Source organism: Chitinophaga niabensis (assembly GCF_039545795.1).
GTDB classification, from domain to species: Bacteria; Bacteroidota; Bacteroidia; order Chitinophagales; family Chitinophagaceae; genus Chitinophaga; species Chitinophaga niabensis_B.
Genome location: NZ_CP154260.1, coordinates 4296216 through 4312288 on the forward strand (window position 1 = coordinate 4296216; position 16073 = coordinate 4312288).

Sequence of the window (16073 nt, forward strand, 5' to 3'; positions counted from 1 at the left end):
ATTATCAGTAACTTTGTGCGCATGACGATAGAGAACTTTGAACAACATGTAGAACTTCAGCAACTGCAAAAAGGATTAACTTTTTACAGCAAGGGATCTGTACATCACCTGGAAGAAAAGCAACCGGGCATGTGGCAGGCTACCATTGCAGGGTCTGAGGTATACAGGGTAAACATTACGCTGAAGGAAAAGGAGATCACGGAAGTATCCTGTACCTGCCCGCATCAGGCATCACATTGCAAACATGTGGTAGGCGTGCTGTATGCCATCAAAGGCAAGTCCGGCAAAGTGAATTTTATTGAACTGGTGAACAGTATTCCTGAAGCGGAATTAAGGCAATTTGTTATTGCACATGGCAGTAACTATGAAGGTTTTAAGAACATTCTACTGGCACATTTTGCTTCCCATCCTTTACCCGGCAAGGATAGTCTCTAGTGCCAGAATACGCTCATATGCGGGTTTGGTGACAAAGATGCCGGTATCCCCTTCTTTTCTTACCCCTCTCACAAAGAGATAGATCACACCACCAAACTGTGTTTCATAATCAAATGCCGGCAGACGCGTCTCCAGGTATTTTTTGGCGGCAACCGTGTATAAGAGATATTGCAGGTGATAATTGTTTTCGTTCAACGCAGCAGCCAGGGCTTCCGGGGAATAATCCGGCATGGAGAATCCCAGGTAGTTGGATTTCCAGTCAAGGATATAGTACTTTCCATTGTGCTCAAAGAATAAGTCCATTTTCCCATTCATGATCCCTTCCAGTTCCCCGTTATTCAGTTTCACCGATACGGTGGCTACTGTATCAGAAAGACTGTTCAGTTGTGCTGTTTCAAATGCGGCTACCGGGAAATCAAATTCAAACTCTGTGATCCGTCTTCTGAGGGCTACAGAGGATAATGAGAAAGTTTCGCCTTCGATATGGATGACAGCATTCAATACATGCTCCAGTAACTGGCGGAGCATGGGCAGATATAATTCCTGCTGGCCCGGTGCAAAACGGCGTACCGCTTCTTCCAGCCATTTACCCCAGCGGGTATCATCTGTAAAATCTACTTTCTCAAATATAAAGTGAAGCAGGTTACCTGTTTTGGCGCCTCTTCTCAGGGTATTGAAAATAAAGGTATCGTATTCATTCTCCTGTGGCAGTGCGCGTTCTCTTGGAAGAATCTCATGTTTGGCAGCCAGCATGGTGTAACTCATTTTTCGCCAGTACTGTTCTTTCAGGCTGAAATGTACAGTATCCTGCGTGATGCGTGCGGGTGCGGGAATGTTTTCCCTGTAACGGTACCCTTTTGCTTCAGGTATTTCTGTTTCTGCTTTTATTAAAACATCATCCGGATTGATGGCTTTCAGAAATTCCAGTAAAGTAGAAACGTAGTAATAGCTATTGCGGAAGATGTAACACTTATATACCGCGCGGGTGATAGCTACATACAGCAAACGGCGGTTTTCCTGCTCTGCCTGCTGTTTGTACCACTTCTCCTGGTCTTCCGTGAGTTTACTCTTTTCTGCTGCCACATAATCCCCTGTTTCAGGATCACGGTAACTCACCAGCTCAATGTTCCTGCTCTCAGCAAAATCCAGGAAAGGCGCCAATACGATCTTATACTCGAGACCTTTGCTTTTATGAATAGTAACGATCTTCACAGCTTCTTCATCACTTTCCACCCGCAGCATGTATTCATCCCCATCTGTTGCCATGCCATCAATACCGCGCTTTAACCAGGAGATCAGTTCCGCCATGGACAGGTTCTTACGGCTCTGGGCCTGATGCACCAGTTCTATCAGCTGGAAGAGATTGGTCATAATGCGTTCTCCGTTCTCTGATTGCAGTAAGATGTTCCGCACATCAAAGTCCGCCACAAAATCCATGAGGGCAGTGTAGATACCATCCTGCGTCCAGCGGTTCTTGTAATTGCTGAACAGGCCTAATGTAGCTTCATCATCCAGGATCAGGATCTCTGCTACTGTGAGACCAGTGAAAGGAGATAATAATGCGCGGTTGATAGAAGAACGGTCCGGGTCCGTCATTGCTTCCATCAGGTAGAGCAGGTAAGTGGCTTCTTCTGTTTGTAATACTTTGGCATCATCTATGGTAACGGCAGGAATGCCCAGCCTGGCCAATGCTGCTTTTACATCCATACCCTGCCTGCGGCTTCTTACCAGGATGCCTATATCAGAAGGGCGGATGGGTTCATCTTCTATGCGGTAGGATCCCGGTTGTAGCAACAGGGCTACCTGTGCGCCTACGGCTTCTACGAGTTGTTCTGTATTGGGTAACTTATAAGTAGAGATAGGGGCATCTGCCACATTATTTTTATAGAAAAGCCCTTTGGTATTTTGTGCCGGGCTCTCCACTTCCTGGTAATCTATCACGTCCTCTTCCCCCTTAAAATAAAAAGTATCGAAATCAGGTGTGGGGAGGAAGAAGTTATTCATGGCGCTGATGAGCGGAGCGGAAGAACGGTAGTTCCGGTTCATGCTGTACAGGTTGCTTACGCCATCACGGGCTTTGAAATAAGTGAAGATGTCTGCCTTACGCCATGCGTAAATACTTTGTTTGGGATCACCGATATAGAAAAGGATGGTGCCTGCACCATATGCTTTATCAAAGATCTCGAACTGCTGGCGGTCCGTATCCTGGAACTCATCTACGAAAACAGCTTTATACTTGTTCTGCATGGCTGCCATCAATGCAGGGTTGTCCCTTTCCACCAATGCTTTGTGCAGGTTGCTGATCATATCATCATATCCGAGCAGGTTGTTCCGTTGTTTAAATTCCTGTACCCCTGCAGCTACCTCACTGATCGCGAAACATTGCAGGCGGATATGAATGGCATTACTGATCGCTTTATGGGCTTCCTCTGCCATTTCTGCCTGATCCGCGAGGTCCAGTACATCCTGGTATAACTTGGGGATGTAGGCAGACGTTCTCTTCTTCAGCATCTCGCTTAAGAAAGCGGCAGGTGTATCAATTAAGAGCAGCAATGATTTTTTAGCATAGCCATTGCTTTCGCTGAGTGCTTTTAACCGGGCTGTGTGCGTGATGATATATTCCAGCACTGCAGTGGCAGCTGCTTCTTTCTTTTGTGTGACTGCGGTTAATTCCTTTACCCATTCATCCTGCTCTGCCTCCGTGATGGAATAGTCTTTCGCGTCATCATAGCTGAGGTATTTCTTGCCGCTCAAGTGTTCTATGGATGCTTTGACGATATTCTCCATCAGGTCTTTACTCCATATTTGCTGCAGGAGCTCTACTTTAAGGGTAGTTACATATTTTCGCCAGAACCGTTGTACTTCATCTTCTACCAGCTGTTGCGGGTCTTCCAGCATTTCTGCGCCAAAGAGCTGGTCTGTTTCAAAGGCGAATTCATTGAGGGTCTGCTGGCAGAAACTATGGATGGTTAACACAGAAGTTTCATCCAGGAAGAGTACTGCTTCTTTCAGGCGTTGTTCTACCTGTTTTGCATCTGAAGCCGCAATCGCCTTTTGTACAAGGCTGGTGATATTATCGTCTTTGATGGTTTTGCCTGTGCTTACTTTATAGGCATTGCGGATAAACAAACGGATCCTTTCTTCCAGTTCAGCTACGGCGGCTTTGGTGAAAGTTACCATTAATATTTCCTTCACTGAAAGCTGCTGCTCCAATACCAGGCGTAATACCAGTATGGCAATGGAATATGTTTTGCCGGTTCCGGCGCTGGCCTCTATGAGGTTGCTTCCTTCCAGCGCTACCGTGGCGGCATCAAATTCCTTATATGTATTCTTACTATTCATGATAGCCCGGAAATAATTCTACTAATGGTACGATCAAATGCGTGCAAATGAACTTATAGGATTCCAGTACCGTGGGATCGGCAAATAAACCATCGTTATAAGCTCTGAGGATATAGGGTTCGCTGAATGATGCAAATCCGCTCAGCTTCCTGTCCACGATCTTTGTGAAGGTCTCGAAATCCAGTTCCTCTACAATCTCCGGTTTGATATCAAAATCAGGAGAGAAAGGTGCAATCAGATTGAAACCCTCTTTGTAGATCCTGATCAGGATACTTAAACGCTGCAATGCTTCTCCTTGCGTTAACCGTTCTCCTTCATACACCGCTTTCCTTTTAGCACCGGAGATCAGGCATACGCCATTCAATACACCGGCTGCTGCTCCTGCCAGATAACGGATATACGCTTCCACCAGGTACTTGGCTTCATTCTTTGACCAGGACACCTGTACATACCGGCCATCGTATACCTGCTGAATATTTCCTCTTATCAGGCTGTCTCCTATATTCAGTTCCACCGGTACTATCTCCGGTTCCATGCCACGGGTAACATCTTTGAACATCATCCTTACCGGTGCTGCTTTTTCCTCCGCCTGCTGCAGAGCCACTTCTGCCATGTTCTTTAAAGGCAGCGCGCCTGTTTTTACCAGTTGCATCTTCAGGTTGGGCATGTCCTCCGGCTGTAAGGGCAACAGTTCGTTCTTTAACACCCATTCCTGTAAGCTGTCCAGGTTGAAGATCTCTGTTTCATTGAGCAGGATCTGTTCATCGCTGTAATAAATGCCCAGTACTTTATTGTAATAAGCTTTGAAAGGGTTCTTGAAGAAACGTACCAGGTCTTCCAGGTCTATCTCTTCAAAGCCGAAGGAACTGATTTCTTTTGTATCATTGGTGATCTTCTTCCGGCCGGTGGATCTGTTATTGAGGTAGTTATATAATCTGCCGCCGGTATATTTCCGGCTGAAACTTTGCAGGGGATGCAAAGTCACCAACTGCTCCCTTACCCCTTCCGGATCTGTAGTACCGGAGGCGATGTAATCGATCAGTTCATCTACCAGTGCGGAGGGTGGCATGCGTGTATTGTCTTTGACACTCTGGCCTACATAACTGATGTACAGATACTCCCGTGCAGAGAGGATGGTTTCGAGGAAGAGGTGTTTATCATTCTCCTTCACATTCCGGTCTCCCCGCTGGCGGTCTCTTTCCATGAGATTGAAACCGGCGGGTTGTTCCTTCCTGGGGAACTTATCATAGTTAAGCCCCAGCAAGGCCACTACTTTAAAAGGAATACTACGCATGGGAATCAGTGAACAGAAAGTGATACCACCATTCACAAACAAACCGGAACGGGTGTTGCCGGTAAGTGTTTGCAGGAAACTATGACCAAATACATCAAAAGCCACCGCATCACTCATGTATTCATTCAGCAGGTTATAATCTGTGAGTTGCTGCATGAGGGCATTGTAATCTTCATCTATATCTTCCTGTGGTTCGTATACCAGGTTGTGCAGTACACTTTCCACATACAATACCCATTCATTGATCGTACGGGCACGTTTTCTTTCTTTCACCGCATCCATCAGTACTTCCACAAAATGGCAGAAACGTACTACCTCCTGTGTGGCGCTTCCTTCCAGTACATCGATGGGATAAAAGCTGCCTACACCTTCCCCATATTCTTCTCCCCCACTCATACAAATACCATACATGATCCTTTTCAGACCGTATTTCCAGCTGATCAGGTAAGTTTCATCTTCCAGCTCACCTTCCATCCCAAAACGGATATTGGCAGCATCCACTACCCTTCTGATCAGGGATATATCTTCGACCTGAAACCTCTTGCGGATATAAGAGGAATCCAGGAGTTGCAATACCTCTTCGGCTTTGAAATTCTCTTCCGTTACCTGCAGGATGGCGTGAATAGCATTGAAGATGTTATCACTGTCCGCATAACTTTCATCTGCTATCGTGTAACGGAACTTATAAGGTGCGTTATTGAATACAGCTTTGATGTAAGGCGCGTAACTGTCTATATCACTCACCATCACCACAATATCCCTTGGTGAAAGTGATTCTTTCCTTTTATCTACCAGGTATACCAGGTAATTATAGAGCACCTCTACTTCTCTTGCTACTGTGTAGCAGGTATTGATGGTAACGGAACCATCACTGAGATCTTCTGCTGTGATGGGATGCCTGTCCGCCGTGGCGCTTACAAATACATCGTGCTGGATCTTGTGCAATAAACTATCCGGTACCGGCTCCACGATCTCCTGATCATCATATGCATTGATAAAGGCATCGTATTTAAAGAACAGGCCGAAAGTATCCTGCACCACTCTTCCCCAGCCGGTGATCAATGGGTTACCGGCAGCTTCGTCTATCAGCTTATCTTTCCAGCGTGCGAGTTGTTTTTCGCTCTTGTCTTCAAACCAATAAACAGCCGGTGCGGGATTGATGATATGAAAATGTATATCGATGAAAGCAGCCACTTCGTGCAGGATCTGCACGTGATAGGCAGTGATGATGGACAGGCCGAAGAGGTGTACTGTTTTCATCCGCTCTTTCAGCGCCTCCTGTTTATTCGGGTCTTTTAATGCCTCCAGGATGTAATGCCCTATCACCGTTTTATCCGGCAGGCTGTTACCGGAGGCTATCTTTGCTTTGGCCCAGAGATACTCCTGCCACTCCTTTGTTTGCAGGTTCTCATTGTTCCATTCCCGGATCATTTCCGGGCGGTATACCTGGTACTGGTCGAACAGGTCAGCCGCTTTTTCTGCCAGCGCCATACGCTTGAGGTCTTTATCAGACCCGCTTTTCTCATAATAGGCAGATACAGCAGGGAAACGTTTAATGAAATCCTTTTCTCCCAGCAGTTTAAACAACAGCCAGGTTAGGTTCTGCGCGGATAGCAATTCTGTAAAAGGCCCTCCCAGCAGGAAATATAACTGATGAATGAGATCGTTGGGTTTCAGAAAGCGGCAGTTGGCAGCAATCCCGTGGTATTCCGCGATCTGCATCCTGAGCCAGTTGTTCATCCCCTCCGTTTGCGTAACAATCAGGTGTGGCTCAAACACACTGTTGCCGGACGTTTGAAGGTCCTGCGCAAGCACATGTGCCAGGCTTTCCAGCGAATTTGAAACTTTGAGATATAATGCCATCAGCTTTCTATAAATCTTGTTGCGATACCGGATGCTCTTTCTACAAAACGTTGTGCGGCCAGGAGCAATACAGCTTCTGAAGCCTGTACATATACTTTTGACCTAGCCCTTGTAATGGCGGTGTACAGTAACTCCCGCGTTAAAATGGCTACTTCCGTTGTTTGCGGGAGTACTACCAATACTTCGTTAAACTCCGAGCCCTGGCTTTTATGAATGGTCATGGCAAATACGGTTTCTGCATCGGTAAGGTATCCGGGCAGGACAGCTTTTAATTCGCCCTGTCCATCTTCAAACCAGGCCATCAGTATACCATTGGCATCCGGACGAATAACACCCGTATCACCATTGAACAAATTATGCTCGTAATAATTCCTTGTAAGAATGATAGGGCGGTTCTCATAGAACTCCACATTCGCCCTGATCAGTTTTTTATCGTGTAAATATTTCTCAATGGCTTTATTGACAGTATACAGTCCTTGCTCCCCCTGTCTTACAGCACATAATACGCGCAGGGCATTCATCTTTTTCAATGCGTTAAGCGTATCTGGTTCTTTGATAAATGCTTCATACCCTGCAATAAACTGTTCGAATAATTCTTTTGAATACACCTGATCTATCACCACCTGTTCATCAGCGTTTTCTTGTAGAAATTCCAGGATGGCTGCTTTTTCATTCCTGATAATGGCTTTACTGAATTTGCCAATGCCTTTGTCGTCCGAGAAACGATGGCTTGTTCTTAATTCCACCAGGTGCTGAAAAAGCGGATGTTTATCATTTGCACTTTCATGCAGCTGTGTAAGGTTTGCACCGAACTTATTCATCACCTGGATGCGTTGGGGCCTGAACAGGTTAATAGCACCCTGTGCCTGGCAAAGATCACCAAAGAAACTACCCGCTTCCACAGAAGCCAGCTGGTCTTTATCTCCCAGTAATATCAGGCGTGTTTTAGGGCCAATGGCATCCAGCAGTTTGGCAAACAGGGCTACATCTATCATCGAACATTCATCCACGATCACTACATCGTAGTTAAGCGGGTTGGATGCATTGTGATGAAAATAAGGACTATCCCGTTTTGATTTCAACAAGCGATGAATCGTACCGGGGCTGAGCGACTGAAACTTTTCATTCTTAAAGTTGCGGAGGCTTTCTGCCAGCCTGGCTGCAGCTTTGCCTGTAGGGGCTGCCAGTACTACTTTCAATGCAGGGTCTATACCATATAAAATGTTCAGGATCTTTGCCACCGTAGTGGTTTTTCCTGTACCGGGGCCACCGGTGATGATGGTAAAATTATTCAGTACGCCTGTGATAGCTGCTGCGAGTTGCCAATCCGGTGCGGTGTTGCTGGCTGATGGGAATTGTGCTTTTATAAGGTCTGCATGTTCTTCCAGCTGTGCCAGTCTTTCTTCTTCCAGTACTTTTTCTGTTTCCAGGAACTGGTAAATGCGGCGGAGGAAAGTGGTTTCGTAACGGAAATATCTTTGCAGGTACAGCCTGTCCTGGAACAGTACAAAAGGCTGATCATCCTTTCCGTCTTTTGCGACCAGCGCAACTGTTTCCAGTGGCGCTGTACCGGGTACCATATTTGCGCAGTAGGCAGGCAATTCTTCTGACTGACCCTGCAGATCATCCAGGTGCAAACAGATATGCCCTTCGCTGATCTTTTTGGATAAGAGATAAGCGTAGGGCTTTAAAACGGGTATATCAAAATATTCTGCGAACTGCTGATGAACATCATTTATGGTGAACATATTCTAATATAAGAACTTTTTACAGGAACCAGGCACCTTCCTGCGGTACTGATACATACAAGGTATCCCCTTTGGAGATACTCCGCAGATCTGTTTGTACGGTGATCCTTTGTTCCTTTAATTGTACCGTTAATTCCCAGGCGCTTCCCAGGAAGGCCACTTTTTCTACGGTACCTTCCATCGCAAAGCTGCCACCCTTTACTATTTTGAAGTTCTCCGGGCGCACAAATAAACGTTTGGAACCTACCAGGTTGTATTTTCCAAATAACCCTGCCACATACTCGTTTGCCGGCTTTTGGTAGATCTCTTCGGGTTTTCCCTGCTGTACAACAGCTCCATCTTTCATCACAATGATCTCATCGGCCCAGGAAAGTGTATCCAAAGGGTCGTGGGATACAAGGAGACAGGAGATCCTGAGTTTTTCCCCGATATCGTGGATCACGGACTTAAGGGTGTTCTTGTGAATGAGGTCCAGGTTGGAGAATGGTTCGTCCAGGATTAAGAGTCGTGGTGCAGTGACCAGAAGGCGCGCCAGTGCAATGCGTTGTTTTTCTCCGCCGGAGAGCTGGTCGTTCTTTCTTTTCAGGAAATGGTCGATCTGCGCTATTTTATAGAGGTTCAGTGCGTCTTCGTCTGATAATTTGTTGGCGTATGAGAGGAGTTCCTCTATCCTGTAGTTGTTCCTGAGTTCAAAGTGCTGGGACAGATAAGCGATGCCGGGATGGCCGGGAATCAGTTTATCGTTGGGGCCTTTTACTTTCTGACCTTCGAAATATACTTCGCCGGCATCAGGCTGCACCAACCCTGCAATGATCTTCATTAAAGTGCTTTTGCCGGAGCCGGATTCGCCGGTGACAGCGATGTTGTAGAACGGCTGTTGCGTAAAGCTGATCCCTTTCAGTGCAAAATCCTCTCCTTCCTTCTTTTGTATGTCTGATACTGTTAGTAAGTTCATTTCGGCGATAAAAATACTACTTTTTAGGCTGAGTATAGCCCACCCTGTGCTTCAGGGCCTCCAAAGCATTCGCCAGGTAAACAATGGGGGCATTCCAGTTGATTGCAATCTCGTTTGAAGCATAGGAACATTCAATATCTGCATACGCTAATTCCGGAGCGGTGAATTCGTACTTACATTTATCCTGCATGCCGGGATTAGGGCCACCTGCCAGTAAACCGGGTACGGGTTCTTTAATGCCATCTGCCTCCGATGGACGGTGATGCGGATGCATGGGTGATTTACTACCGATGCCCGTTACGAAACAATAGCCGGTGGCATTTCTGCCCAGCAGGTAATCAAGATTGGACAAGGCCAGGTCTATATATTTTTTATCCCCGGTTAATTTGTAGGCGTTGATCAGCAGAATGCCCTGGTTGGCTGCATTTGAATTTGACCCCCAGTTAAAATCTCTCACAGACTGGCCCATGGGAGTTTGAAAAGCACTTAAGTTTTCAGCGTACCTATCGGCCATGCGAATCACTTTTTCTTTGAGTTGCGGCGCTGCATTGAAACGGAGCAAGGTGTAATAACCGAGCATACCTACATTAGACCATGATGGCAGCCCTGCTTCAATTATTTCCGGTTTGTATTGCTCTTGTTTTGTTGTGACATATAATTCCGCTCCTGCCCAGAACCATTCGTCTTTAAAGTATTTGTCGCCATATGGGCCTGTGGTAACAGGTGGTTGAAAATTCTTTTGGTCGTATTCCATGGCAGGATGCAGTTTCGCCCATTCCCAGGCTCTTTCTGCTGCTTTCAGGCAGGTATCTGCCAGACCTTTGTTGTACTGTTTTAAAACGCGGCTTGCCTGTGCGGTCACTGCTGCAAAGTCCAAAGCAGCAGCGGTACCTTTTTGCACTACATAGCGCGGGGCTTTTGTAACACCGGGCATTACCATGCCATCGAAAGAAGCATTGGTGCATTTGTTGTATACACCTCCATCGTTCGGGTCCTGCATGCTGAGCATCCAGCGGAGGTTATAGATCATTTCATCCAGGATATCCGGGATGGTATTATTGCTTTCAGGGATATTGGTATGGAACTTTGAAAAGTAAACAGGGAAATCTTCATAGGCAGATAAAAGCGTGCCCATTGTGATACCTGAGTTCACGATGTACTTATTATAATCTCCCGCATCGTACCATCCTCCGGGAGAAGAAATAATTGTTCCTGCGGGGCGTTTCTCATCTGCTGCAGAGGGATGAATATATACTGCCGTATCCGGATGCCCTGCCGGGCGATGCCATTTGCCTGCGTATTTTTCTTCCAGGGGCATGGACACTCTTTGGTAGTAGAAACCTTTTAGGGTAGCAATGGCTACTTCTCTGTTCGCATCATCGCTGATCTTAAAAATATAAGAGTTTCCAACACCGGGAACATGTATGAAGAAATTGCCTTTTGTGGTGAGTTTCGTGAAATCCGCAATCCTGGTTTTAGTATCGGAATTGCCGGATTGTTTTTCTTCGCCCAGGTCAGCGAAGAAAACAGTGTCTTTTTTATCTGCGTTGATCACGTAGAATTTCGAAGCTGCGGGAGCGTTGGTAACCACTGCTACTTTTGGTGCATCCGGGTAAAAGCCCGCCTGGTTGAGCACGATGTATAAGGAGAGTAAAAACATGTATCAATATAATAAAAAAAGCCCGCAGACATATTACGGGCTTTTTCTTTGTTATTTAATTCCAGCTATTCTGCACGTCAGCGGATACTTTCGGATTGGTATCCTTTTCCTGCTGCGGAATAGGCAGCAGTACATTCCTATCCTGGAAGGTAGCAGCACCATACTGCGCCTGCAATTCCGGATTAAGGGTTTGTTTAAGGAGCCCCCAGCGGAGCAGGTCGAAGTAACGTAACTGTTCACCGGATAACTCTATCTGTCTTTCCCGGATCAGCAATTGCAATGCCTGTGCCTGCGAACCAAGTGTGGTATATTGGAATGCGCCTGCACGTTGCCTTACCTGGTTGATATATGGTAATGCAGAACCAGGATCATTGGTTTGAATGTAAGTTTCCGCGATCATCAGCAGCACATCCGCATACCGGATGATCTGAGAGTTAATACTGCTTTGGGGGCCGCCGTAGCTGGGCACATCTTCATAATACTGGTATTTACGCCAGCGGTATCCGCCTTCGCTTGCAGCAAAGGGATAGGGCTTTGTGCCGCCGGGACAATTGTTGCAATAGTCTGTTTTAGCACCACTGGCTGCATCACCATACATCACCATTTTTGCTCTGGGGTCTGTGTAGAGAACGCCCGCTTCATTATTGTATTTGAATGCTTTTACAAGTGCATTGGATACGAAAGCATTCCGCCAGTCGTTAAAGCCATACTCCTGTGCCCTGTCGCTATGCGTGGCTTTTCCGCCCCAGGTTTCCTGTCCGCCGAAAACATAATACTGATTGCCGATGCCCCAGTCTGTCCATTTAGCATGCATGGCCTGGAAAATAGTTTCTGTATTCACCTGGTTGTTCTGCGAGAACAGTTCGTCATAGGTGGTGGTGAGCTGATAGGTGTAAGGTGCTTTCGTTAATTGCAGCAACGCTGTTTGTGCTTCTGCCCATTTCTTCTGATAGAGGTAAGCTCTTCCTAATAAAGCAATAGCAGCGCCTTTGTTTGTTCTTCCCAGATCTGCTGCAGCCTGGTCTTTCGGTAAAGGCAGATCGGCGACAGCTGCATTCAGGTCAGCTTCTACGGCTGTCCAGATAGCCGCTATGGCGGTTCTTTCAGGATAGAGGTTGGCTACTGTTTCTGCGTAATTATTACGAAGGGGCACTCTTCCCCAGAGTGTTACCAGTTGCATATTAGCATAGGCACGCAGGAATTTTGCCTCTGCAATATATTGTTTCTGCAATGCCAGATCTGCTGCAGCGGTTGGTTTCCATGCGGCGGCACGGTCTATCACTACATTACTCCTCAATACCAGGCGGTACAGGGAAGCCCATAGATTGGTGAGGATGCTGTTGGATGCGGTGAAAGTAAAATCAGACAGGGGACGGATATCACCCTGAAGTGGTGCATCCCGTTGTGCATCGTTCCCCAGGAGATCGAAAATAAAATAGTATTCGCGGGACCATAAGCCGGGGTGGAGTAATACCGCGTAAGTGGCCACTACAGCTTCGTTCATCTGTGTTGCGCTGGTGAAATAATTATCATAGCTGTAAGCACCCGGGTTCTCCACATCCAGGCGGGATTTTTTGCAGCTCATGCTTCCCAGCAGGAACATTATTATAGCAAGTGAGAATATCTTTTTCATACGTTGAATTTTCAAGTAAGGAATTAAAGGCCGATCTGTATGCCGAACAGTACTGTTTTAGGTTGTGGAAGCTGGCCTCTGTCTATACCCCGCGCAAAGATGAAATTGGAACCGCTGGGCGTGCTGATCTCCGGATCATAACCACTGTAATCAGTGAGCGTGATCAGGTTCTCTGCGGAAACATATACCCTTACATTGTTCAATACGCCTTTGCTGGCATTGCTCAGGAAAGTACGGGGAAAAGTATATCCCAGTGTGAGCATACGTAAGCGCGTGTAAGCACCATTTTCTATATAGAAATCAGAGGGTACCAGGTTGGCGGTCTGGTTCTGGCCGGCAGCCGGATACATGGCCACATCGCCTGCTTTCCTCCATCTGTTCAGATAATCTGTGCTTACATTATGCAGCGCTGCTGTTCCCAGCAATACATAATTCTGGTCCTTATAGATCTTTAAGCCAGATACGCCTGAGGCAGCCAGGTTGAGATCGAAATTCCTGTAGTTGAGATTGATCGTAAAACCATATACAAATTTAGGAATGGGGTTACCCAGCACTGTTACATCTCTGTCGTCCACAATACCGTTTCCATCAATGTCTTTAAAAATGAAGTCGCCGGGTTTTAAATTATTCTGGTAAATAGCAGCAGGGTCGTTCGTGATCTTGCGTGCCAGGTCATTGTACTTGTTGATATCTGCCTGATCAATGGCCACATGGTCTACTAAGCGGCCGTAGAAAGAACCGATGGGAAATCCTTTGGCGGTATAAGTGGCAGCGCTGTTCTGATTGAAAGACCCATCACGGATAGGCGCAGAAAATTCGTTGCCGAGAGAGATCACTTCGTTCTTATTATATCCGCCATTCACACCAATACTATATCCAAATCCTCCGCTGCTTACCTTCCTGTAAGCAACTGCCAGTTCAAAACCGGTGTTCTTGGCGGAAGCAGCGTTGCTGGCAATAGTAGGACTTCCGGAAACGCCACCGGCGCCGGTTGAATTAGGGATAGGTACATTCACCAGCAGATCGTTGTTCTTCCGGTTGTACCAATCGAAATTAATGTTAAGGGCATTGTTGAATAAGGCCAGATCGAAACCGGCATTTGTTTGTATGGTTTCTTCCCATTTCAGGTTGGGATTAGGAATATTGCTGACAGTGGTACCAGAAAAGAAACCTTCTGCATTGCCGAAACTGTATACCAGGTTACCGGTGGGGCTTCCGCTGTAAGTAAGTGGTGTGGTCTGATAGGCAGCAATATTATTATTACCTGTTTTACCCCAGCTCACCCGAACTTTCAGATCATTCACCTGCGGAATGGATTTCATGAATGTTTCGTTGGATACATTCCAGGCAAGACCAACACCGGGGAAATTACCGAACTTATTAGCAGGGCCAAAAACGGAAGAACCATCTCTGCGGATGCTGGCAGACAGAATGTACTTGTCGTTAAAGTTGTATACCAGGCGGCCGAAATAAGAAATACCCACGTTGTTATTTCCATATCCCACATTGGCGCCCGTAACAGTATTACTGAGTGCCACGGAAATGTTCTGCACATAATCATTGGCGATACCGGTTCCCTGGGATTTCAGGAAAGAGCTTCTGCCTTTATCTTTATAGGTATTACCAACAGTTACTTCCAAGGTATGTTTGCCGGCAAAGGTCTGGTTCCAGGTGGCATAGTTTTCCAGCAGGTACCAGTTATAAGTGGATTGAGATTCTGTGGCAGAGCGGCCTGTAGCCAGATCGTTCCCATCTATATAAGGCTTCTGGTATTCACTTGTGTTGTTGCCGCCAAAGGACAATGCTATCTGGGACCGCACCTTCAATGACTTCAGCAGGTTTACTTCTCCAAAGAACTGCGGATACAAAATGAAATTCCTGTTCACCATATTCAGGTTGGCCACTTTTACCAATGGGTTGCCCGCATTGCTCAGGTCTTTCACATTCGTGGCAGCGGTAAATCCTCCTTCCCGTGTGGGATCATAAATGTCGAAATAAGGGGGCATGTATAATGCAGATGTTACATCTGCGGCAGTGCCCGTGTTATTCGTGAACTGTGTGTTCAGGGATTGACCGAAACGGAAGATGCCCAGCTTTTCTTCCAGCGAAAAACGGAGGTTGATGGCTTTATACCGGTAATCTTTTACGATCGCTTCCTGGTTAATATATCCTGCAGAAAAATTGTACAATACATTCTCTGAACCACCGCTCACACTCACTGCGTTATTAGAAAGCGCACCTGTTCTGAAAATGGCATCCTGCCAATCTGTACGCGTAACAGTGATATCCGGAGAATTGAATTTGTCCGGTAAAGTAGAGCCTTGTGCAGCGGCATAGTCTTTTGCCAGCTCCAGGTATTGTGCAGCATTGAGCACATCCAGTTTTTTGGACCTTTTGGCAAATCCCCACTGGCTGGTAATGTTTACCCTGGGAACGCCCGCTTTTGCCCGCTTTGTTGTAATGAGCACTACTCCGTTGGCAGCTGCAGCGCCATAGATGGCAGTAGAGGCGGCATCTTTCAGGATGGTCACACTTTCAATATCCTGTGGATTGATGGCATTAAAAAGACCAGCATCGCTTTGAATACCGTCAATTACATACAGGGGGCTGACATTTGTAAATGAGCCTACCCCGCGAATGATGATATTGGCACCGCTTCCCGGGATGCCACTGGTATTTACGATCTGCACACCGGGAGATTTACCCTGCAGCAACTGGCTGGGTGTGGTGGCAGAGTTGTTCCCAAAATCTTTGCTGGTAATGGTATTGATAGCGCCGGTCACATCTTTTCTTCTTGCCGTACCATAACCGATCACTACTACTTCATTCAGGCTGGCATCATTAGAAAGTTTCATGGTTACATTGACAATGCTCATATCTCCTACGGCTATACGCTGCGTGGTATAACCAATAAAGGAGAACACCAGGCGGCTGTTGCTGCCTACTGTGAGTGTATAATATCCGTTCTCATCGGCAAAAACACCTCTGGCTTTTCCATCTTCCGATACAGAGGCACCCGGCAAGGGCGCACCCGCCTCATCTGTTATTTTCCCGGAAACTTTTACGCTCTGGGCGGATACGGCGGCGCTGCATAGGAGCAGCAAAAAGAGCGCCCGCATCATTTTAAGTAATTTTTGTTTCAT

Annotated in this window: 8 protein-coding genes; 1 reads left to right on the forward strand and 7 read right to left on the reverse strand. The window is 46.6% G+C overall.

The features are described 5' to 3' along the window. The first annotated feature begins 21 nt into the window (after positions 1-21). On the forward strand, positions 22-435 hold the full coding sequence (locus AAHN97_RS16945; RefSeq protein ID WP_343303244.1) for an SWIM zinc finger family protein: 414 nt from the start codon (positions 22-24) through the stop codon (positions 433-435). Here the strand turns inward: AAHN97_RS16945 and AAHN97_RS16950 are convergent. The 7 genes from AAHN97_RS16950 to AAHN97_RS16980 are packed head-to-tail and all read right to left on the reverse strand — an operon-like array spanning position 412 to position 16073. Further along, a complete protein-coding gene (locus AAHN97_RS16950; protein WP_343303245.1) occupies positions 412-3777 on the reverse strand; it encodes a UvrD-helicase domain-containing protein in 3366 nt (1121 codons plus the stop codon). The two genes, AAHN97_RS16945 and AAHN97_RS16950, sit on opposite strands and share 24 nt — an antisense overlap. Next, entirely contained in the window at positions 3770-6934 is a 3165-nt protein-coding gene (recC, locus tag AAHN97_RS16955) for an exodeoxyribonuclease V subunit gamma (protein WP_343303246.1), read from the reverse strand. The genes AAHN97_RS16950 and recC overlap by 8 nt, the downstream gene beginning before the upstream one ends. After that, entirely contained in the window at positions 6934-8682 is a 1749-nt protein-coding gene (gene recD, locus AAHN97_RS16960) for an exodeoxyribonuclease V subunit alpha (protein WP_343303247.1), read from the reverse strand. The genes recC and recD overlap by 1 nt, the downstream gene beginning before the upstream one ends. 19 nt (positions 8683-8701) lie before the next feature. Further along, positions 8702-9637 (reverse strand): ABC transporter ATP-binding protein, encoded by a 936-nt coding sequence (locus AAHN97_RS16965; protein ID WP_343303248.1) that lies wholly within the window; start codon positions 9635-9637, stop codon positions 8702-8704. A gap of 16 nt (positions 9638-9653) precedes the next feature. Next, positions 9654-11297 (reverse strand): glycoside hydrolase family 9 protein, encoded by a 1644-nt coding sequence (locus tag AAHN97_RS16970; RefSeq protein WP_343303249.1) that lies wholly within the window; start codon positions 11295-11297, stop codon positions 9654-9656. Positions 11298-11352: 55 nt separating this feature from the next. Further along, a complete protein-coding gene (locus AAHN97_RS16975; protein WP_343303250.1) occupies positions 11353-12930 on the reverse strand; it encodes a RagB/SusD family nutrient uptake outer membrane protein in 1578 nt (525 codons plus the stop codon). A gap of 23 nt (positions 12931-12953) precedes the next feature. Then, positions 12954-16073, reverse strand: a complete 3120-nt coding sequence (locus AAHN97_RS16980; protein WP_343303251.1) for a SusC/RagA family TonB-linked outer membrane protein — start codon at positions 16071-16073, stop codon at positions 12954-12956.